At 68.9% G+C, this 19,671-nt stretch carries 18 protein-coding genes; 11 read left to right on the top strand and 7 right to left on the bottom strand.

Annotation, left to right across the window (positions count from 1 at the left end; all coding sequences use genetic code 11):
* Window positions 1-61: 61 nt before the first annotated feature.
* Together JJB11_RS08645 and mdeB are read right to left on the bottom strand one after the other, a co-directional pair.
* Entirely contained in the window at window positions 62-880 is an 819-nt protein-coding gene (locus tag JJB11_RS08645) for a creatininase family protein (protein ID WP_201168509.1), read from the bottom strand.
* Between the two features lie 9 nt (window positions 881-889).
* A complete protein-coding gene (mdeB, locus tag JJB11_RS08640) occupies window positions 890-3,457 on the bottom strand; it encodes an alpha-ketoglutarate dehydrogenase (RefSeq protein WP_201168506.1) in 2,568 nt (855 codons plus the stop codon).
* A gap of 104 nt (window positions 3,458-3,561) precedes the next feature.
* Between mdeB and JJB11_RS08635 the strand changes: the two genes are divergently transcribed.
* From JJB11_RS08635 to JJB11_RS08600, 8 genes are all read left to right on the top strand, one after another.
* The gene (locus tag JJB11_RS08635) at window positions 3,562-4,044 is read left to right on the top strand and encodes an Lrp/AsnC family transcriptional regulator (RefSeq protein WP_201168503.1); all 483 of its coding nucleotides are present in this window, start codon (window positions 3,562-3,564) and stop codon (window positions 4,042-4,044) included.
* Between the two features lie 113 nt (window positions 4,045-4,157).
* The gene (locus JJB11_RS08630; RefSeq protein ID WP_201168500.1) at window positions 4,158-4,313 is read left to right on the top strand and encodes a hypothetical protein; all 156 of its coding nucleotides are present in this window, start codon (window positions 4,158-4,160) and stop codon (window positions 4,311-4,313) included.
* Window positions 4,314-4,418: 105 nt separating this feature from the next.
* On the top strand, window positions 4,419-5,162 hold the full coding sequence (locus JJB11_RS08625; protein WP_201168498.1) for an alanyl-tRNA editing protein: 744 nt from the start codon (window positions 4,419-4,421) through the stop codon (window positions 5,160-5,162).
* 41 nt (window positions 5,163-5,203) lie between these two features.
* On the top strand, window positions 5,204-7,336 hold the full coding sequence (locus tag JJB11_RS08620) for a protein-disulfide reductase DsbD family protein (protein WP_201168496.1): 2,133 nt from the start codon (window positions 5,204-5,206) through the stop codon (window positions 7,334-7,336).
* Window positions 7,337-7,396: 60 nt separating this feature from the next.
* A complete protein-coding gene (locus tag JJB11_RS08615) occupies window positions 7,397-7,888 on the top strand; it encodes a CoA-binding protein (RefSeq protein ID WP_201168493.1) in 492 nt (163 codons plus the stop codon).
* Between the two features lies 1 nt (window position 7,889).
* The gene (locus JJB11_RS08610) at window positions 7,890-9,254 is read left to right on the top strand and encodes an O-acetylhomoserine aminocarboxypropyltransferase/cysteine synthase family protein (RefSeq protein ID WP_201168490.1); all 1,365 of its coding nucleotides are present in this window, start codon (window positions 7,890-7,892) and stop codon (window positions 9,252-9,254) included.
* Between the two features lie 82 nt (window positions 9,255-9,336).
* Window positions 9,337-10,434: a uroporphyrinogen decarboxylase gene (gene hemE / locus JJB11_RS08605; protein ID WP_201168487.1), complete on the top strand. Its 1,098-nt coding sequence runs from the start codon at window positions 9,337-9,339 to the stop codon at window positions 10,432-10,434.
* A 357-nt stretch (window positions 10,435-10,791) separates the two neighbouring features.
* Window positions 10,792-12,837, top strand: a complete 2,046-nt coding sequence (locus JJB11_RS08600) for a primosomal protein N' (protein WP_201168484.1) — start codon at window positions 10,792-10,794, stop codon at window positions 12,835-12,837.
* A gap of 83 nt (window positions 12,838-12,920) precedes the next feature.
* Here the strand turns inward: JJB11_RS08600 and rsmI are convergent, their stop codons facing one another.
* Window positions 12,921-13,826 carry a 16S rRNA (cytidine(1402)-2'-O)-methyltransferase gene (gene rsmI, locus JJB11_RS25865; protein ID WP_201964707.1) on the bottom strand — a complete coding sequence of 302 codons (906 nt, stop codon included), beginning with the start codon at window positions 13,824-13,826 and terminating at the stop codon, window positions 12,921-12,923.
* Here rsmI and JJB11_RS08595 point away from each other — a divergent pair.
* Window positions 13,817-14,209, top strand: coding sequence for a YraN family protein (locus tag JJB11_RS08595; RefSeq protein ID WP_340643140.1), 393 nt, complete (start codon window positions 13,817-13,819; stop codon window positions 14,207-14,209). The two genes, rsmI and JJB11_RS08595, sit on opposite strands and share 10 nt — an antisense overlap.
* Window positions 14,210-14,246: 37 nt before the next feature.
* Here JJB11_RS08595 and JJB11_RS08590 read toward each other — a convergent pair whose 3' ends face one another.
* Window positions 14,247-14,612 (bottom strand): hypothetical protein, encoded by a 366-nt coding sequence (locus JJB11_RS08590; protein ID WP_201168481.1) that lies wholly within the window; start codon window positions 14,610-14,612, stop codon window positions 14,247-14,249.
* Window positions 14,613-14,895: 283 nt separating this feature from the next.
* On the opposite strand from JJB11_RS08590, the gene JJB11_RS08585 reads away from it, so the two are divergent.
* Window positions 14,896-15,495 carry a phosphoheptose isomerase gene (locus JJB11_RS08585; protein WP_201168478.1) on the top strand — a complete coding sequence of 200 codons (600 nt, stop codon included), beginning with the start codon at window positions 14,896-14,898 and terminating at the stop codon, window positions 15,493-15,495.
* On the top strand, window positions 15,492-16,235 hold the full coding sequence (locus JJB11_RS08580; RefSeq protein ID WP_201168475.1) for a BON domain-containing protein: 744 nt from the start codon (window positions 15,492-15,494) through the stop codon (window positions 16,233-16,235). Before JJB11_RS08585 ends, JJB11_RS08580 begins: the two co-directional genes overlap by 4 nt.
* Before the next feature lie 48 nt (window positions 16,236-16,283).
* Here the strand turns inward: JJB11_RS08580 and JJB11_RS08575 are convergent, their stop codons facing one another.
* From JJB11_RS08575 to JJB11_RS08565, 3 genes are all read right to left on the bottom strand, one after another.
* Window positions 16,284-17,186 carry an NAD(P)-dependent oxidoreductase gene (locus JJB11_RS08575; RefSeq protein WP_201168472.1) on the bottom strand — a complete coding sequence of 301 codons (903 nt, stop codon included), beginning with the start codon at window positions 17,184-17,186 and terminating at the stop codon, window positions 16,284-16,286.
* A gap of 156 nt (window positions 17,187-17,342) precedes the next feature.
* Complete coding sequence (locus JJB11_RS08570) at window positions 17,343-18,479, bottom strand: PilT/PilU family type 4a pilus ATPase (RefSeq protein WP_201168469.1); 1,137 nt, start codon at window positions 18,477-18,479, stop codon at window positions 17,343-17,345.
* A gap of 106 nt (window positions 18,480-18,585) precedes the next feature.
* On the bottom strand, window positions 18,586-19,629 hold the full coding sequence (locus JJB11_RS08565; protein ID WP_201168466.1) for a PilT/PilU family type 4a pilus ATPase: 1,044 nt from the start codon (window positions 19,627-19,629) through the stop codon (window positions 18,586-18,588).
* Between the last annotated feature and the right edge of the window lie 42 nt (window positions 19,630-19,671).

The raw sequence follows: 19,671 nt of genomic DNA, 5'->3' as shown, positions 1-19,671 counted from the left end.
GGCGGCTGAAACCAGTTTCAGCCGAATGTTAGCGCTCCGCCGGGCTGGCGCGAAAGTCTTTTCAGCGCTTGGGCGCCGCGACCGCCGTGGACAGCGGCAGCTGCGCGATCTCCTGCAGCAGCAGCGCGAGCTGCGTGCCGGCGGCTTCGAGCACCGCCTCGCCTTTCTGCGCGCTCGCGGCGGCGGCATTGCCTGCGGCGCCTTGCGCGTTGTAGTCCTGCATGGCCCAGCCGAGCTTGGCGCTGCGGCCGTTGCCCAGAATCGGATAGTGCGCCGCCCGCTCGCGCGAGGTGGACGCGAAGTCGCGCGCCTGCGCGCTGCGCACGCGCTGGGGCGTGAGCGCGAGCATCAGCGAAGTCTCCATGTCGCCGCCGTGCACGCCGAAGCGGTGTTCGTCCGGCGGGAACAGGCCGTTGACCGCGTCACCGAGCGGCAGGTTCCACCAGCTGCAGCTGTAGACGATCAGGTCGTGGCGCATGCGCAGCTCGCGCGCCACGATGTCCATCACGCTCACCTGGCCGCCGTGCGCGTTGAACAGAAGCAGCTTGCGCACGCCGGCGCGCGCCACGCACTCGCCGAGCGCAATCCACGTGGCGATCACCGTTTCGATCGGCAAGGTGAGCGTGCCGGCGAACTGCGCATGCTCGGGGCTGTAGCCCACCTGCTGCGTGGGCAGCACCAGCACGCGCGCTTCGGCCGGCAGCCTGGGCAAGGCGCGGGCGACGATCCCGTCCACCAGGCACTGGTCCACAGCCAGCGGCAGGTGCGGTCCGTGCTGCTCGGTCGCTCCCAGCGGAAGGACCGCCACCGTCGTCGCCGCATCGAGCGCGGCGAAGTCGGTGGTGCTCAGGTCGGCCCAGAAGCGCGAGGGAAGTGCCATGGGCGCATGTTAAACGCCCAGTGCAGAGCGCGCCGTCGCGGCGATGGTCGCTGCATCGACGCCGAAGAACGCCCGCAAGGCCGCCCTGGTATCGCTGCGGCCGAAGCCGTCGGTCCCGAGCGTCGTGTAGGCGCGTCCGGCGGGAACGTGCCGCCGGATCGCTTCCGGCACCATGCGCACGTAGTCGGTGGCCGCGACCAGGGGACCGCGCGTGCCGGCGAGCAGTTGTGCCGCGTACTGGCCGTCGCGCGCCAGTTCGCTCCAGCTGGTGATGCTCAGGACTTCGCTGGCGATGCCTTCTGCCGCGAGCTGCTGCGCGGCCTTCACCACTTCGGTGAGGATCGCGCCGGAGCCGAGCAGCGTCACCCGCGCAGCGCCTTCGCCGTAACGCCCGAAGCGATAGCCGCCGCGCACCACGCCTTCGCGTGCCGCCTCGTCGAGGTCGGGGTTCGCGTAGTTCTCGTTCATGAGCGTGACGTAGTAGAAGACGTCGCGCTGCTCCACCAGCATCTCGCGCATGCCTTGGTCGAGGATGACGGCCAGCTCGCCCGCGAACGCCGGGTCGTAGGCCTTGCAGTTCGGGATGGTCGCGGCCACGAGGTGGCTCGTGCCGTCCTGGTGCTGCAGGCCTTCGCCGCCCAGCGTGGTGCGGCCCGAGGTCGCGCCGAGCAGGAAGCCACGGGCGCGCTGGTCCGCCGCGGCCCAGATCGCGTCACCCACGCGCTGGAAGCCGAACATCGAGTAGTAGATGTAGAACGGCAGCATGGCCACGCCGTGCACGCTGTAGCTGGTGGCGGCAGCCGTCCAGCTCGCGATCGCGCCCGCCTCGCTGATGCCCTCTTCCAGGATTTGGCCGTCCTTCGCTTCGCGGTAGGAGAGCACGGACCCGATGTCCTCCGGCTCGTAGCTCTGGCCGGTGCTGGCGTAGATCCCGACCTGCTTGAACAGGTTGGCCATGCCGAAAGTGCGTGCCTCGTCGGCGACGATGGGCACGATGCGCGGCCCGAGCTGGGGGTCCTTGAGCAAGGCCCCGAGCAGCCGCACGAAGGCCATGGTCGTGGACATCTCCTTGCCGCTCGCCTGCAACGCGAACTGCGCATACGACGCGCTGTCCGGCACCGGCACCGGCGCGCACGCCGTCTCGCGGCGCGGCAGGTAGCCCCCGAGGGCGGCACGCCGGGCGTGCAGGTAGCGCATCTCGGGCGAGTCCTCTGCCGGCTTGTAGAAGTCCAGCGAGGTGGCCTGCGCATCGCTGAGGGGCAGGTTGAAGCGATTGCGGAATTCCAGCAGCGCCGCGTCGTCGAGCTTCTTCTGGCTGTGCGTGGTCATGCGGCCCTGGCCGGCCGTGCCCATGCCATAGCCCTTCTTGGTGTGCGCCAGGATCACCGTCGGCTGGCCACGGTGCTTCGCCGCCGCGTCGTAGGCGGCGTGGACCTTCACGAGGTCGTGGCCACCTCGCTTCAGGCGGTCGATCTGTTCATCGGTCATGCCCTGCGCGAGCCGGGCGAGCTCCTCGTTCTGGCCGAAGAAGTGCTCGCGGTTGAACCGGCCGTCCTTCGCGGCGAAGGTCTGCATCTGGCCGTCCACGGTGTGCGCGAATGCGTTCACCAGGGCGTTGCTGCTGTCGCGTGCGAACAGCCCATCCCAGTCACTGCCCCACAGCAGCTTGACCACGTTCCAGCCGGCGCCGCGGAACAGCTTCTCCAGTTCGTCGACGATGCGGCCGTTGCCGCGCACCGGACCATCGAGCCGCTGCAGGTTGCAGTTCACCACCCACACCAGGTTGTCCAGCTTTTCGCGCGAAGCCAGCGTGAGCGCGCTCATGCTCTCAGGCTCGTCCATCTCGCCGTCGCCGAACACGCCCCACACCTTGCGCCCCTCGCAATCCAGCACGCCGCGGTGGGTGAGATAGCGCATGAAGCGCGCGTGGTAGATCGAGCTGATCGGACCGATGCCCATGGAGCCGGTCGGGAACTGCCAGAAGTCCGGCATCAGCCACGGGTGCGGATAGCTCGACAAGCCGCGGCCGCCTTGCGCCGCGGCCGTGATCTCCTGGCGGAAATGCGCCAGGTCCTCCTGCGTCAGCCGCCCTTCCAGGAAGGCGCGCGCGTACACGCCGGGGGCGCTGTGCGGCTGGAAGAACACGAGGTCCCCGCCCTGCTCGCTGTTGCGGGCGCGGAAGAAGTGGTTGTAGCCCACTTCGAAGAGGTCCGCCGCGCTCGCGTAGCTCGCGATGTGGCCACCGAGTTCGCCGTGCGCGGCGTTCGCGCGCACGACCATCGCCAGCGCATTCCAGCGCATCAGCGAGGCCAGCCGTTCCTCGATGGCGAGGTCGCCCGGGAACACCGGCTGCCGGTCCACCGGCACCGAATTCACGTACGGCGTGACCAGTTCGGGCGACCAGGCGACCTTGGGGTCGCGTGCCAGCACGGCCAGCTGGTCCAGGATGAAGCGGGCCCGCACCGGTCCCTGCGTGGCCACCAGCGAGAGGAAGGCGTCGCGCCATTCGGCGGTCTCCACGGGGTCGGCATCGCCGGCGGGATCGGTGAGGTAGCGATGGATGCTGTCGTCGGCCATGCCGCCACTCTAGTGCGCAAGCGCCCGCACGGGGTGCCGGAATGCGCGTCGACAGCGGGTGTTGCGGCATAGAATGCCGCGGCCCTCACCTCACACAGCATTCCATGCAACTCGACCCGATCGATCTCCGCATCCTGGCCCAGCTGCAGGAGGATGGGTCGCTGACCAACGTGGAACTCGCGCGGAGGGTGCACCTGTCGCCGTCGCCGTGCCTGGCGCGCGTGAAGGCGCTCGAGTCGACGGGGGTGATCGAGCGCTACGTGGCGCTCGCGAACGCCAAGGCGCTGGGACTGGGGCTCAGCGTCTTCATCAACATCAGCCTGAAGAGCCAGGCCAAGGAAGCCCTGGCCGAATTCGAGCGCCGCATTGCTGAACACGACGAGGTGATGGAGTGCTACCTGATGACGGGCGACAGCGACTACCTGATCCGCGTGGCTGTCCCCGACATCGCCGCCCTGGAGCGCTTCATCCTGGAGCAGCTCACGCCCATTCCGGGGATCGAGAAGATCCGGTCGAGCTTCGCCCTGAAGCAGGTCCGCTACAAGACGGCGCTCCCCCTGCCCGTCCGTCCTGACCGACACGCGTAGTACCCGCCCCCGGCGGCGCGCAGACGGCGCTGACTGCCGCGCAGGTGTGCGCGACCATGGCGACGCGCTGCGGTCTGAATCACAGGACCTGCCCTCCACAGCACCATGAGTGCATGGAAACAGTACGCACCATCGCTAACAAGGCCTGGCGGGAGAGCTGGAACCGCGCCGTGTGGCCTTCCCTGGTGCTGACCCTGGCGGTCACGCTGGACCAGTGCACGCGCGGCCCCTCGATCACCGCGATGATCCTGACGCAGTTCTTCAGCTGAGTCGGCGCGCGCCCGAAAGCCCAGCTCTCCCAACTACATCCTGCGTCGCTGCGGCCGATCGCCCCTCGCAGAAGCGGGGCGCCACGAAAGCGGGACAATGCGGCCATGACGCAAGAGCTCTTCCGCCAGGACGCTTACCTGCGCGAGACGGCGGCTGCCGTTCGCTCCGTGGGCGAGCAAGGCATCGTCCTGGATCGCACCGTGTTCTATCCGCTCGGAGGGGGTCAGGCCGGCGACAGCGGCGTGCTCGTGCTGGCCGACGGTCGCCTCCTGCAGGTCGCCGACACGCGCAAACACAAGGACGCCGAAGGCCGACCCACGGGCGAGATCGCCCATGTTCCGGCGCCGGGCCAGGAGGGCCTGCTGGCCGCTCTGCATCCGGGCGACCACGTGCTCGCCCGCATCGACTGGGAGCGCCGGCACAAGCTGATGCGCTTTCACACGACAACGCACCTGCTGTGCCACCTCGTGCCCCAACTCGTCAACGGCTGCTCCATCACGCCCGATTACGCGCGCCTGGACTTCAACATGACGGACCCGCTGGACAAGGACGCGCTCTCGGAAGGCATCGCGCGCCTGGTCGCGGCGGCGCACCCGGTCGAGGTCGGCGCGATCAGCGACGAGGAACTCGATGCGAATCCGGCGCTGGTCAAGAGCATGTCCGTGCAGCCGCCGCGCGGCACGGGACAGGTGCGCACCATCCGGGTCGGCGGCGCGGACAACGCGATCGACTACCAGCCTTGCGGTGGCACGCACGTCGCGAACACGTCGGAGATCGGCGCCGTGGTCGTCACGAAGATCGAGAAGAAGAGCGCCAGCACCCGACGGGTGGTGCTCGGCTTCGCCTGAAGGGCCGGAACTTGACGATGCCGCAGAGCTCCCAACCGGGGATGCGAATCCCGCGCCTGCTCGCCGCCCTCTCGCTGGCCGCCTTGCCGCTGCTCGCGCTGGCGCAGGCCGGCCCGGGCAGCACGGTGACGACGCCGCAGGTGCGCGCCGAGCTGGTCGCGCAGGCGCCCGAGGGCGTCGAGGCCGGCAAGCCGGTCTGGGTCGGACTGCAGATCGCGCATCAGCCGCACTGGCATACCTACTGGAAGAACCCGGGCGACTCGGGCCTCCCCACCGAGCTCACGTGGTCGCTGCCGCCCGGCGTGGTGGCCGGCGACATCGCCTGGCCGCTGCCGAGACGCATTCCCATCGGCACGCTGGTGAACTACGGCTACGAGGGCACGGTGCTGCTGCCCGTGCCGCTGACCATCACGCCGGACTTCAAGCCCTCGTTCACCGGCGAGCTGCCGATCAAGCTGAAGGCCAACTGGCTGGTCTGCGAGAAGGAGTGCATTCCGCAAGAGGGCGAGTTCACCCTGAAGCTGCCGATGCGCAGCACCACCGCCTTGCACGCCCAGGAATTCGCGGCCGCCCTGGCCGCCCAACCGAAGCCCCTGCCTGCAGCCATCGCCGCCGACAGTGCGGCGCGCGTCGCGGGCGATGCACTGGAACTCACGGTCAAGCGCCTGCCGGCCAGCGTGCGCGGCAAGGCGCTGGAGATCTTTCCGGAAGCGCCCGAGGTGATCGACAACGCGGCGCGCGTGACGCAGTCGTGGCAGGGTGACACGTGGACAGCGCGCGTGCCCTTGTCGGCGCAGCGCTCCACCAGCCCCGGCGTGTTCCCGGTCGTGCTCGCAGCCGACGGACAAGGCTGGCGCAGCGAACCGAAGGTCGCGGGCGCGTGGCCGGCCACGGCCCCGGCTGCGACGGTTTCGCCCGCCCTCGCGGAAGCCCTGCGCAACAACACGGCCAGCGCCCCTCCTGCAGCGGGGCTCGGCTTCGCCACCGCGCTGCTGTTCGCGTTCTTCGGCGGGGTGATCCTCAACCTGATGCCCTGCGTGTTCCCCGTGCTCGCCATCAAGGTGGTCGGCTTCACGCGGCATGCGGAGGACCGCCACGGTCACCGCGTCAGCGGCATCGCGTACACGGCCGGCGTGCTCGCCTCCTTCGTCGCGCTTGGTGGACTGATGCTTGCCTTGCGCGCGGGGGGCGAGCAACTGGGCTGGGGCTTCCAGCTGCAGTCGCCTGCCGTGGTCGCGGCACTGGCGGCGCTCTTCACGCTGGTCGCCCTCAACTTCGCGGGCCTGTTCGAGTTCGGTTCGCTGCTTCCGAGCAGCGTCGCGTCCCTGCAAGCGAAGCATCCGGTGCTCGACGCCTTCCTCACCGGCGTGCTCGCGGTCGCAGTCGCCTCGCCGTGCACGGCGCCCTTCATGGGGGCGTCGCTGGGCCTGGCAATCAGCCTGCCGACCGCGCAGGCGCTCGCCATCTTCGTGCTGCTGGGGCTCGGCCTCGCCCTGCCCTACCTGCTCGCAAGCTTCCTGCCGGCCGTGGCGCAGTGGCTGCCGCGGCCCGGCGCCTGGATGGACACGTTCCGCCGCCTGCTCGCCTTTCCCATGTTCGCCGCCGTCGCATGGCTGGTGTGGGTGCTGGGGCAACAGACCGGCGTGGACGGTGCCGGCGCCCTGCTCGCCTTGCTCGTCGCACTCAGCATGCTCGCGTGGACGCTCACCTTGCGCGGTCGCACGCGGATTGTCCTGGCCTCGCTGGCCGTGCTGGCGCTGGCCGGCATCGCGTGGTCCGGCGGCGCGGCCATCACGCGGCCAGCCGCGAGCGGCACGGTGGCCTCCGCGCAGGACACGCGCTGGCAGCCCTGGTCGCCCGAGCGGGTGCAGCAACTCGTCGCTGCGGGACAGCCCGTGTTCGTGGACTTCACTGCGGCGTGGTGCGTGACCTGCCAGTACAACAAGAAGACGACGCTGTCCAACCGCGAGGTCAACGCGGACTTCGACGCCGGGCGCTACACGCTGCTGCGCGCCGACTGGACGCGCCGGGACCCGGTGATCACGGCGGCGCTGGCGCAGCTGGGACGCAGCGGCGTGCCCGTGTACGTAGTCTACCGCCCGGGGCGTGCGCCGCAGGTCCTCTCCGAGGTGCTCGGCGTGCAGGAAGTGCGCACGGCCATCGCCGGCTCCTGAGCGGCGGGCGCCGGTAGAAGCCCGAGGGCCGCGCAGACGCTTGGTCCCTACACTGCGGGCATGAGCACCATCCACGCGCTGCGGCGCATCCTGGGCAGTTGCCGCACCATTGCGGTGGTGGGACTGTCGCCGCAGTGGCACCGCCCCAGTTTCTTCGCCGCCAAGTACATGCAGGAGCATGGTTACCGCATCGTTCCGATCAACCCGTCGGCTGCGGAGATCCTGGGCGAGCGCAGCTACTCCAGCGTCACTGCGGCGGCCGAGGCGCTCGCGACGCACGGACAGGCCATCGACATGGTGGACTGCTTTCGCAAGAGCGCGGACATCCCGCCGATCGCGCAGGAGGCGATCGCGATCGGGGCGAAGTGCCTGTGGCTGCAGATCGGCGTCGTGAACGAGGAAGCAGCTGCGCTGGCGCGCGCGGCCGGCCTCGACGTGGTGATGGACCGCTGCGTGAAGATCGAGCACGCGCGCCTGTTCGGCGGACTGAACTGGGCGGGCGTGAACACCAAGGTGATTTCGGCGCGCAGGCCGCAGCAGCTGTTCTACTGACATGAGCGAACACGACCACGACTACGGGCTCGGCAAGCAGGCAGAGGGTGCCGACCGCGAATACGCGTTCGCCACCCGTGCCATCCACGCCGGCGCCATCCCCGACCCGGTGACCGGTGCGCGTGCGACGCCGATCCACCAGACGACCAGCTTCGTGTTCGATTCCGCCGAGCACGCGGCCAGCCTGTTCAACCTGCAGACTTTCGGCAACGTCTACAGCCGGATCAGCAATCCCACGGTCGCCGTGCTGGAGGAACGGGTGGCCTCGCTGGAAGGCGGCCGCGCGGCGCTCGCGTGCGCGACGGGCATGGCCGCGCAGATGACCGCGATCCTGGCGATCCTGAAGGCCGGCGACCACATCGTCGCCGCTTCCACGCTGTACGGCGGCAGCGTGGGCCAACTGGGCATCGGCTTCGGGCGCCTCGGCATAGAGACCACCTTCGTCGATCCCGCGGACCCGGAGAATTTCCGGCGCGCCATCCGCCCCAGCACGCGCGCGGTGTACGGCGAGACGCTGGGCAACCCCCTGGTCAACGTGTTCGACATCGAGGCGGTCGCGGCGATCGCGCACGAGCACGGCCTGCCGCTGATCGTCGACAACACGGTGGCGAGCCCCTACCTGTGCAACCCCTTCGCGTTCGGCGCCGACATCGTCGTGCACAGCGCGACCAAGTACCTCGGCGGCCACGGCACCACGATGGCAGGCGTGGTGGTCGAGTCGGGCAAGTTCGACTGGGGCAGCGGGCTCGCGCGCGAGAAATTCCCGGAGATGCTGGAGCCGAGCCGCGCCTACCACGGCGTCAAGTTCTACGAGACCTTCGGCGACTTCGGCTACACGATGAAGGCCCGCATGGAGGTGAACCGCACCTTCGGCGCCGCGCTGTCGCCGCTGAACGCGTGGTTGATCCTGCAGGGCATCGAGACGCTGCACCTGCGCATGCAGGCCCACTGCCGCAATGCGCGCCGCGTGGCGGAGTTCCTCCGCGACCATCCCCTCGTCGGCTGGGTGAACTACCCCGGGCTGGAGGATTCACCGCATCACGCGCTCGCGCGCAAGCAGTTCCGTTCGATCGACGGAAAGCCGGGCGCATCGGGCATCCTCACCTTCGGGATTCGCGGGGCGGATCCGGTGCGCTCGGGCGAGCGCTTCATCGACGCTTGCGAATTCCTGAGCCACCTCGCCAACATCGGCGATGCCAAGACCCTGGTGATCCATCCGGCGTCCACCACGCACCGGCAGCTCGACGAGGCGGAACTGGCCCGCGCCGGCGTGCGTCCCGACATGATCCGGCTCTCCGTGGGCATCGAGGATGTCGAGGACATCCTCTGGGACATCGACCAGGCCCTGCGCCAAGCCGTCGCCTAGACCCCTGCCTGGCACGGCCCGCTGCTGGGGGCCGCGCGCGGCAGCCCCGAAGCCGCAGGACAGGCCCTGCGACAATCGCGGCATGTCTTTCCCGCCGCTCGCCAATGACACCTTCCTGCGCGCCTGCCTGCGCCAGGCCACCGACTACACGCCGGTGTGGCTGATGCGCCAGGCGGGCCGCTACCTGCCCGAATACAAGGCCACGCGCGCGCGGGCGGGCAGCTTCATGGGGCTGGCGACCAACGTCGACTACGCGACGGAAGTCACGCTACAGCCGCTGAATCGCTTCGCGCTCGACGCGGCCATCCTGTTCTCCGACATCCTCACGGTGCCCGATGCCATGGGCCTGGGCCTCAGCTTTGCCGAAGGCGAGGGACCGAGGCTCGCGCGTCCCTTGCGCGACGAAGCCTCCGTCGCCGCCCTGGAAGTGCCGGACCTCGACAAGCTGCGCTATGTCTTCGACGCGGTGCGTTCGATCAGGCATGCGCTTCGCGGCCGCGTGCCCCTGATCGGTTTCTCCGGTAGCCCGTGGACGCTGGCCTGCTACATGGTCGAAGGCGGCGGCTCCGCGGATGACTGGCGCGGCGTCAAGAGCATGCTGTACAGCCGGCCGGACCTGATGGCCCGCATCCTCGCGGTGAACGCCGAAGCGGTTGCGGCCTACCTCAATGCGCAGATCGCCGCGGGCGCGCAGGCCGTGATGATCTTCGACAGCTGGGGCGGCGCGCTGGCGGACGGCGCCTTCCAGCGCTTCAGTCTCGCGTACACGCAGCAGGTGCTCTCGCGGCTGCTGCGCAGCCACGACGGCGTGACCATTCCCCGCATCGTCTTCACCAAGGGCGGAGGGCTGTGGCTGCAGGAAATGGAGGCGCTGGACTGCGAGGTGCTCGGCGTCGACTGGACGGTGAACCTGCGACGCGCGCGGGCGCTGGTGGGCGGCAGCAAGGCCCTGCAGGGCAACCTCGACCCGGCCGTGCTCTTCGCTCGCCCCGAGCAGGTGGCCGCCGAAGCGCGGCGGGTTCTGGACGACTTCGGGGCGCCCCATCGCGGGCCGGGGACTGGCCCGACGCACATCTTCAACCTCGGCCATGGCATCAGCCAGCACACGCCACCGGACCATGTGCAGGCGCTCGTCGAGGCCGTGCACGCCCATTCGCGCCAGCTGCGCGCCGGGGCGTGAACTTGCGCATCCGGACCTTCCCTAGATGACAGGAAGCGGGATTTCATCCGGCCGGCGGCTTGACTTATGCACAAAAGCCGTGTTGCGGCGCAGCTAAGCTGCCGGTCCGGCCCGCGCCCCGCTCCGAAATCCGTAGCGCTCGTAAGTTGTTGATTTTGCTTGGATCTTGCGCCGTGCGTTTTTCGCCACCGTCCAGCCAAGCCCTTGATTTTTCGTGGGGTTTGGGCTCGTGGGGGGCCCTCTATCAACAAAGTTATCCACACAAAACACGACCCGAACTCAAATCCAAGTGGAATCAACGACTTACCCACGTTTCCGCGATCCAACCTTAAGCATAAGACGTAAGCAGGACAACCGATGAGCTGCTTGCTGAGCGTGATCGTCGCGACGCCTGCGCATAGCGCGCTGGGCGGTGCTCTCAGCTATCGCAGTGAGCTTCCACTTGCGCCGGGCACCTTGCTGCGTGTGCCCTTGGGTAGGCGCGAGGTCTGCGGCGTGGCTTGGGATGAGGCGCCCGGCGGGCCGGACGCGCTCGCGCCCGCGCAGCTCAAGGAAATTCTCGGTCCGCTCGAAGGGTTGCCGCCGCTCTCCGCCGCCTGGCGCGAACTGGTCGCCTTCACGGCCTCCTACTACCAGCGCAGCCTGGGCGAAGTCGCACTCGCCGCGCTGCCGCCGCAGTTGCGCGCCCTCGACGCGGCGCAACTCGCGCGCCGGCTGGCTCGCGCAGGCCCTGCCGCGGCCGCCGCGCCCGTTGCGTCGCGGCCCGAACTCACGCCCGACCAGGCGCAAGCCCTCGAGACTATTGCGCAGGAGCCCGGGCCGTTCCTGCTGTTCGGCGCGACAGGCAGCGGCAAGACCGAGGTCTACCTGCGCGCCGTGGAAGCCCTGCTGGCGCAGGATCCGGGAGCGCAGGCGCTGGTCCTCGTGCCGGAGATCAACCTCACTCCGCAGCTGCAGGCGCGCTTCGAAGAACGCTTCGGCGCCCCAGAGGTGGTGGCCTTGCACAGCGGCATGACGAACCCGCAGCGGCTGCGCAGCTGGCTCGCGGCCCATCTGGGCCGCGCACGCATCGTCCTGGGCACGCGCATGGCGGTGTTCGCATCGCTGCCGCAGCTCGGATTGATCGTCGTCGACGAGGAACACGACCCGAGCTACAAGCAGCAGGAAGGCGCCCGCTATTCAGCGCGGGACCTGGCCGTCTACCGTGGCCGGCTGGAAGGCGCGAAGGTCATCCTCGGCTCGGCGACGCCTTCGCTGGAGAGCTGGCACGCGTGCGACCGGGGCCGCTATCGGGTGCTGGAGATGCCGACGCGCGTCGGCGCCGGTGCGCTGCCGGCGGTGCGCATCGTGAACATGAACCACCAGCCCAGGGGCACGCTGTTCTCGCCGCCCCTGCTCGCTGCGATCGGGCAGCGGGTCGCGCGCGGCGAGCAGTCGCTGGTGTTCCTGAACCGGCGCGGCTATGCGCCGGTGCTGGCCTGCACCGCCTGCGACTGGCGCAGCGAATGCAGCCACTGCAGCGCCTTCCGCGTTTATCACAAGATCGACCGGACCTTGCGCTGCCACCACTGCGGGTTCACCGAGCGCGTCCCGCGCGCCTGCCCGAGCTGCGGCAACGTGGACATCGCACCGCTCGGGCGCGGCACGGAGCGGCTGGAGGAGCAGCTCGCCGAATTACTCGGAGACTTGCGCCGCCCGGACGGCGAGCCCGTGCGCATCGCGCGCATGGACGCCGACAGCACGCGCCTGAAGGGCGCACTGGAACAGCAGCTCGCGCAGGTGCACTCGGGCGAGGTCGACGTCCTGGTCGGCACCCAGATGGTCACCAAGGGCCACGACTTCCGGCGCATCACGCTGGTGGCGGCGGTGAACCCGGACGGGTCGCTGTATTCCAGCGACTTCCGCGCGCCGGAGCGGCTATTCAGCCTGCTGATGCAGGCTGCCGGACGCGCGGGACGCGATGCAGCGCATGCGGCTGCCAGCGAGATGTGGGTGCAGACCTTCAGTCCCGAACACCCGCTGTTCGGCGCGCTCAAGCGCCATGACTATCCCGCCTTCGCCGGGCAGCAGCTGCGGGAACGGGAGCAAGCCGCGATGCCGCCCTTCGCATTCCAGGCGCTGCTGCGCGCCGAGGCGCGCACGCAGGAAGTCGCGCAGGCATTCCTGCAGGCGGCCGCTGCGCAGAGCGCGGCTCTCGCAGGCGCCAGCCACGTCGTGGTGTACTCGCCGGTGCCGATGACCGTGCAACGCGTGGCGAACGTGGAACGCTCGCAGTTGCTGTTGGAAAGCAGTTCACGCCCGGCGCTGCAGGCCTTCCTGGCCGCCTGGCAGCCGGTGCTGCAGTCACTGCGCATGAAGGGGCTGATCCGCTGGGCGGTGGACGTGGACCCGCTGGTGATCTGACTCAAGCGCCGGGGCGGGAACGCTGGGGTTCGCTGCGCTCACCCCAGCCTACGGGCCAGCCGCCGGGCAGGTGCAAGTGTCCCTTAGCCGGCACCCTCTTTCTTCCATGCCAAGGCCTGTTCGTACAGCTCGTTGCGCGCCGCACCGGTGATTTCCGCGGCGAGCTTGACGGCGGTCTTCGTCGGCAGCTCCGCGAGCAGCAACTGCAGCACGCGCCGCGCCTCCCCCTCGTCGCGCACCTGCGCCACCGCGTGCAGGACGAGCGCGAATTCGCCGCGGCTGCGCTGGGGGGACGCCTGCAGCCACGCCGGCAATGCGTCGCAGCGCAAGGTGGCGATCTCCTCGAACTGCTTGGTCAGCTCGCGGCCGACGGTGACGCCGCGCTCCCCGAGCGCGGCCAGTGCATCGGCCAGGGCGGCGATGCGATGCGGCGCCTCCAGCACGACGACAGGACGCGACTCGCGCTGCAGGGCCTCGACCGCCTGCTGGCGTTCGCCCGCCTTGGCCGGCAGGAAACCCGCGAACACGAAGGCGCTGTCTTCCAGGTGCGACGGCATGGCGCTGAGCAAGGTGGTCACGCTGCTCGGGCCCGGGATGGGCACCACCGGCAGTCCGGCGGCAGCCACGGCAGCCACCACGCGCGCCCCGGGGTCGCTCACGCCGGGCGTGCCCGCGTCGCTGGCGTACGCCACGCGCTGGCCCTGCTGCAAGCGGGCGACGACCTCCTGCGCTCCCGCGGCCTCGTTGTGGCGATGCACGCTGAGCCAGGCGGTCTTCTCGATGCCATACGCACGCAGCAGGGCCTGCGTGTGGCGCGTGTCCTCGCAGGCGACGGCGTCCACCAATTGCAGGACGTGCAGCGCCCGCAGGCCGATATCCGCGAGGTTCCCGATGGGCGTGGCGATCACGTAGAGGCAGCCCTGCGGATAATGTTGTGCGGCGGCCGCCTCGCGCGCGGCGGCCAGTGCGGCGCCAAAGGATGCGTTCAACAGGACTCCTTCGAAAGGGCCCCCGGGTGACGACCAAGGAGCAAGGCGATGCCGCGGAAGACCAGGCCCTCGCACACCTGGTGCGCCAGGGCTTGCGGCTGGTCGCGCGCAATTATCGGACGCCCGGGCGCGGGGGCGGCGAGATCGACCTGATCCTGCGCGATCGCGATGGCACGCTGGTGTTCGTGGAGGTGCGCAAGCGCGCTGGCCACGGCTTCGGCGGCGCTGCGGCCAGCGTGGGTTGGCAGAAGCAGCGACGCATCGTGTTCGCCGCGCGGCACTACCTGATGCGGCTGGCGGTCGCGCCGCCGTGCCGATTCGACGTCATCAGCATGGAAGGCGGCAGCATCCAGTGGATGCGTGCCGCCTTCGATGCTGGCTGAGGCTGCCCGCAGGTCGCCCCAGCAAGGAAACGCGCGCTTAGTTGCGATCGTGCTTGCGACGCATCACCGGAGCGGGAGCGGGTTGCTCCACGGGGGCCGGGGCCGCGCCCATCGATTGGCGCTCTTCCACCACCGGAGCCTGGGCAACGGGGGCGGGAGCGGGCGCCGGCTGCACCTGCGCCACTTCCCGCACGGTGGTGACCTGCGCGGTCTGCACCTGGTCGATCAGGCCCGGCACGCCAGTCTCACCCATGGAGGTGAGGTGGGTGCTTTGCTGGCCGGCGCCCAGGGCGGGGTTGATCACGAAGGGGTTCGGGGGCACACCCTGAGCCACGGCGACGCCGATCACGGCGACAGCGGAAATACCAACCGCGAGTCCAGCAATTTTTTTCAGAACAGCCATTGCAACTTCTCCTAGAGCTTGAATTGTGAAACTTGACCTGCGGGCATCGAAGCCAGCAAGCGCAAGATTAGTGAGCCACAACATCCGCGAGGTCAGTTCCGCGCGTGAGCTCGTGTCGGGTCGCGTCGGCGGATGCGTCGGCCATTCCTTCCCGCATCCGTCCGAAAGGGACTACACCGCGCCCCGCGAGAAACATTGCGACAAACAGAGTAACCGCGTGTTCACCTGGCGCTGTGCCGCGGGATATTTGTCACGCCGGTGCGGGCGGTATCATTCACGGACCATGCTCGAGCAACGCATACAGCAGAACTTCATCGACAGCGCCGACCTCAAGTACCAGTCGGCGCAGACGCTCAGCAAGCCGATCGCGCAGGCGGTGCAGGCCGTGCTTGCCTGCGTCACCAGTGGGGGCAAGGTGCTCGCCTGCGGAAACGGCGGCTCTGCGGCCGATGCACAGCACTTCGCCGCGGAGTTCGTCGGGCGCTTCGAACGCGAACGCCCCGAGCTCGGCGCGATCGCGCTCACGACCGACAGCTCGATCATCACGGCGATCGCCAACGACTACGACTACGAGCGCATCTTCTCCAAGCAGGTGCGGGCGCTCGGACAGGCCGGCGACGTCCTGCTGGCCCTCTCCACCAGCGGCAACTCGGCGAACGTGATGGCGGCGATCGAGGCGGCGCACGAGCGCGAGATGACGGTCGTGGCGCTCACCGGGCGCGGCGGCGGCAAGATGGCCGGCGTGCTGCGCGAGACCGACGTCCACATCTGCGTGCCCCACGAGCGCACCGCCCGCATCCAGGAGGTCCACATCCTCGCGCTGCATTGCATCTGCGACGGCGTCGATGCGCAGCTTCTCGGTGACCAGGAAAGCCCCACATGAATCGCGCAGTTTCTTTCTCCCGTCTTTCGCTCCTTCCCCTCGCCGCCGCGCTGCTGGCCGGCGCCCTCGCCGGATGCGCCCCCCTCATCGTCGGCGGCGCAGCTGCGGGCGCAGTCATGATGGCCTCGGACCGGCGCAGCTCCGGCGCGCAGGTCGACGACGAAGCGATCGAACTGCGCGCCGCTTCGCGCCTCAGCGACGCCTTCGGGGATCGCGCGCACATTGCCATTGCCAGCTACAACCGGCAGGTCCTGCTGACGGGTGAAGTGCCCAACGACGCCGCCAAGCAGCAGGCCGAGCAGATCGTCTCGCGCGTGGACAACGTGCGCGGCATCGTCAACGAACTGGTGGTCGCCCTTCCCAGCAGCCTGACGCAGCGTTCGAGCGACACGCTCATCACCGGCGAAGTGCGGGCCTCGTTCGTGGACGCCTCGGACCTGCAGGCCAACGCCTTCCGCGTGGTGACCCAGCGCGGCGTCGTCTACCTGATGGGCCGCGTGACGGCGCGTGAAGCCGAGCGCGCGACGTCCATCGCACGGCAGATCGCGGGCGTGCAGCGCGTCGTGCGCATCTTCGAAATCGTGACGCCCGATGAACTGCGGGCATCGGGCATCACGCCGCCCGGGGGCGCCGCCTCCGCACCCGCGCCCGCCTCCACCGCCACGCCCGCTCCCGTCACCCCGCCTGCCGCTGCGGAGCCGCCGGCGTCCGCCGGCCCGGTCGTCACGCCGGTGCGCTGAAACACGCAGGGCCGCGATCGCGGCCCTGGCTGCCTGGTCCGGCCCGCTTCAGCGCAGCCGGCGGATCAGGCTCGACGTGTCCCAGCGCTGGCCGCCCATGGCCTGGATGTCGCCGTAGAACTGGTCCACCAGCGCCGTGACCGGCAGGCGCGCCCCATTGCGCTTGGCTTCGTCGAGCACCAGGCCCAGGTCCTTGCGCATCCAGTCCACCGCGAAGCCGAACTCGAACTGGTCGGCGATCATCGTCTTGCCGCGGTTGTCCATCTGCCAGCTCTGGGCCGCGCCCTTGCCGATCACTTCCAGCACCTGCTGCATGTCGAGGCCGGCCTTCATGCCGAAGGCGATCGCCTCCGACAAGCCTTGCACCAGCCCGGCGATGGCGACCTGGTTGACCATCTTCGCCAGCTGGCCCGCGCCGCTGTCGCCCAGCAAGGTGAACGCGCGCGAGTAGGCCATCGCGACGGGCTTCGCCGCGTCGAACGCGGCGGGCTCGCCGCCGCACATGACCGTGAGCATGCCGTTCTGCGCACCGGCCTGGCCGCCGGAGACCGGCGCATCGACGAAGTGCAGTCCGCGCCGCTTCGCTTCGGCGGAGAGTTCGCGCGCGACGTTGGCCGAGGCCGTCGTGTGATCCACGAAGATCGCGCCCGGCTTCATCCCGCCGAAGGCGCCGTGCTCGCCCAGCACGACCGAGCGCAGGTCCTCGTCGTTGCCGACACAGCAGAACACGAAATCGCAATCCGCCACCGCCTCGCGCGGAGTGGGCGCGGCCGCGCCGGTGAACTCCTTGCCCCAGGCGAGGCGCTTCTCCGCGCTGCGGTTGTAGACCGTCACGCGATGCCCGGCCAACGCCAGGTGGCCGGCCATGGGAAACCCCATCACGCCAAGGCCGAGAAACGCGACCTTGCGCGCGGGAGTGGGTTCGTAGGTTTTCGGGTTGGTGCTGGGCATGGGACCGAATTTAGCACCGGTGGCGCATCGGCCAGAAGAACGCAGAGGGCGCAGAGATGACGCAGAGGACGCAGAGAACCCCCGATGAGGTCTTCTCTGCGTCCTCTGCGGACCTTTGCGCCCTCTGCGTTCCATTGGCTCGCGCGCGCCTGAGCCCTAGACGATCGCCAGGTGCTCCGTGCCCGCGGCCAGGTCCTGGGTCTTGGCGCGTTGGCTGTTCAGCTTGATCTGGAGGCGCAGGTCGTTGACGGAGTCCGCGTTGCGCAGCGCGTCCTCGTACGTGATGACATTGCCCTCGTACATGTCGAACAGCGCCTGGTCGAAGGTCTGCATGCCCAGGTTGCGGCTCTTCTTCATGATCTCCTTGATCTCGGAGACCTCGCCCTTGAAGATGAGGTCCGAGATCAGCGGCGAGTTCAGCATCACCTCCACCGCCGCACCCCGGCCCTTGCCGTCCTGCAGCGGCACGAGGCGCTGCGACACGAAGGCCTTCAGGTTCAGCGACAAGTCCATCAGCAGTTGCGGGCGGCGCTCTTCCGGGAAGAAGTTGATCACGCGGTCGAGCGCCTGGTTGGCGCTGTTGGCGTGCAGCGTGGCCATGCACAGGTGGCCGGTTTCGGCAAACGCGATCGCGTGCTCCATCGTCTCGCGGTCGCGGATCTCACCCATCAGGATCACGTCCGGCGCCTGCCGCAGCGTGTTCTTCAGCGCCGATTCCCAGTTGTCGGTGTCCAGCCCCACTTCGCGCTGCGTGATCACGCAGTTCTTGTGCTGGTGCACGAACTCCACCGGGTCCTCGATGGTGATGATGTGGCCGTAGCTCTGCTCGTTGCGCCAGTCGATCATCGCCGCCAGCGTCGTCGACTTGCCCGAACCGGTCGCGCCCACCAGGATGACGAGCCCGCGCTTGGACATCACGACTTCCTTGAGCACCTGCGGCACCCCGAGGCCGTCGATCGTGGGCAGGACCTGCGGAATGACCCGCAGCACCATGCCCACCTTGCTTTGCTGCACGAACGCATTCACGCGGAAGCGGCCGATGCCGGACGGCGAGATCGCGAAATTGCACTCCTTGGTGCGCTCGAACTCCGCGGCCTGCTTGTCGCTCATGATCGAACGGGCCAGCGCCAGCGTGTGCGCGCCATTGAGCGGCTGCGGCGAGACCTTGGTGACCTTGCCGTCCACCTTGATCGCCGGCGGAAAGTCGGCCGTGATGAACAGGTCGGAGCCGTTGCGCCCCACCATGAGCTTCAGCAGGTCGTTGATGAATTTGGTTGCCTGGTCGCGTTCCATTTTCTTGCTCCTTGCGTCCCTTCGCAGCGGCCCGGTTCCAGGAGCGGGGGTCCGGCAGCAACCGTCCCCACCGCGCGCCCTGGCACCCTGCCGTGCCCGCCGACGCTCAGCCGGGGAAGTTCTCGGGGATCTTGGCCTTGCCGCGGGCTTCGGCGGCAGAGATGACGTTGCGCCGCACGAGCTCCGTCAGGTTCTGGTCCAGCGTCTGCATGCCCACGCTGTTGCCGGTCTGGATGGCGGAGTACATCTGCGCCACCTTGGCTTCGCGGATCAGGTTGCGGATGGCCGAGGTGCCGAGCATGATCTCGTGCGCCGCCACCCGGCCGCTGCCGTCCTTGGTCTTGCACAGGGTCTGCGAGATCACGGCCTGCAGGGACTCGGACAGCATCGCGCGGACCATTTCCTTTTCCTCGGCCGGGAACACGTCGATGATCCGGTCGATGGTCTTGGCGGCGCTCGAGGTGTGCAGCGTGCCGAACACGAGGTGGCCGGTTTCCGCCGCCGTCATGGCCAGGCGGATCGTCTCCAGGTCGCGCATTTCGCCGACCAGGATGCAGTCCGGGTCCTCGCGCAACGCGGAGCGCAGCGCGTTGGAGAAGGACAGCGTCATCGGGCCCACCTCGCGCTGGTTCACCAGGCACTTCTTGGACTCGTGCACGAATTCGATCGGGTCTTCCACCGTGAGGATGTGGCCGTACTCGGTCTCGTTCAGGTGGTTGATCATCGCCGCGAGCGTGGTGGACTTGCCCGAACCCGTGGGGCCGGTCACCAGCACCATGCCGCGCGGCTTGAGCGCGAGGTCGCCGAAGATCTTGGGCGCGTTCAGCTGCTCCAGCGTGAGAATCTTGGAAGGAATCGTCCGGAACACGGCGCCGGCGCCGCGGTTCTGGTTGAAGGCGTTGACGCGGAAGCGGGCCAGCCCCTCGATCTCGAAGGAAAAGTCGCACTCGAGGAATTCCTCGTACTGCTTGCGCTGGCTGTCGTTCATGATGTCGTACACCATGGCATGGACCTGCTTGTGGTCCATGGGGTCGACGTTGATGCGGCGGACGTCCCCGTGCACGCGGATCATCGGGGGGAGCCCCGCGGACAGGTGCAGGTCCGACGCCTTGTTCTTGACGCTGAATGCCAGCAGCTGGGTAATATCCACGAATCCCTCTTCCTTATGGTGCTTCGCGCCCCGCGGTGAGCG

Source organism: Ramlibacter ginsenosidimutans (assembly GCF_016654015.1).
GTDB lineage: Bacteria > Pseudomonadota > Gammaproteobacteria > Burkholderiales > Burkholderiaceae_C > Ramlibacter > Ramlibacter ginsenosidimutans.
This window is presented reverse-complemented; position numbering and strand designations above follow the sequence as displayed.

Excerpts from the sequence above, each read along its gene's own strand:
- mdeB (WP_201168506.1), bottom strand. The coding sequence starts at position 3,457 with ATGGCCGACGACAGCATCCATCGCTACCTCACCGATCCCGCCGGCGAT.
- JJB11_RS08600 (WP_201168484.1), top strand. The coding sequence starts at position 10,792 with ATGAGCTGCTTGCTGAGCGTGATCGTCGCGACGCCTGCGCATAGCGCG.
- JJB11_RS08610 (WP_201168490.1), top strand. The coding sequence starts at position 7,890 with ATGAGCGAACACGACCACGACTACGGGCTCGGCAAGCAGGCAGAGGGT.
- JJB11_RS08590 (WP_201168481.1), bottom strand. The coding sequence starts at position 14,612 with ATGGCTGTTCTGAAAAAAATTGCTGGACTCGCGGTTGGTATTTCCGCT.
- JJB11_RS08625 (WP_201168498.1), top strand. The coding sequence starts at position 4,419 with ATGACGCAAGAGCTCTTCCGCCAGGACGCTTACCTGCGCGAGACGGCG.
- JJB11_RS08585 (WP_201168478.1), top strand. The coding sequence starts at position 14,896 with ATGCTCGAGCAACGCATACAGCAGAACTTCATCGACAGCGCCGACCTC.
- JJB11_RS08580 (WP_201168475.1), top strand. The coding sequence starts at position 15,492 with ATGAATCGCGCAGTTTCTTTCTCCCGTCTTTCGCTCCTTCCCCTCGCC.
- JJB11_RS08635 (WP_201168503.1), top strand. The coding sequence starts at position 3,562 with ATGCAACTCGACCCGATCGATCTCCGCATCCTGGCCCAGCTGCAGGAG.
- JJB11_RS08620 (WP_201168496.1), top strand. The coding sequence starts at position 5,204 with ATGCGAATCCCGCGCCTGCTCGCCGCCCTCTCGCTGGCCGCCTTGCCG.
- hemE (WP_201168487.1), top strand. The coding sequence starts at position 9,337 with ATGTCTTTCCCGCCGCTCGCCAATGACACCTTCCTGCGCGCCTGCCTG.
- JJB11_RS08645 (WP_201168509.1), bottom strand. The coding sequence starts at position 880 with ATGGCACTTCCCTCGCGCTTCTGGGCCGACCTGAGCACCACCGACTTC.
- JJB11_RS08570 (WP_201168469.1), bottom strand. The coding sequence starts at position 18,479 with ATGGAACGCGACCAGGCAACCAAATTCATCAACGACCTGCTGAAGCTC.
- JJB11_RS08595 (WP_340643140.1), top strand. The coding sequence starts at position 13,817 with ATGCGTTCAACAGGACTCCTTCGAAAGGGCCCCCGGGTGACGACCAAG.
- JJB11_RS08630 (WP_201168500.1), top strand. The coding sequence starts at position 4,158 with ATGGAAACAGTACGCACCATCGCTAACAAGGCCTGGCGGGAGAGCTGG.
- JJB11_RS08575 (WP_201168472.1), bottom strand. The coding sequence starts at position 17,186 with ATGCCCAGCACCAACCCGAAAACCTACGAACCCACTCCCGCGCGCAAG.
- JJB11_RS08615 (WP_201168493.1), top strand. The coding sequence starts at position 7,397 with ATGAGCACCATCCACGCGCTGCGGCGCATCCTGGGCAGTTGCCGCACC.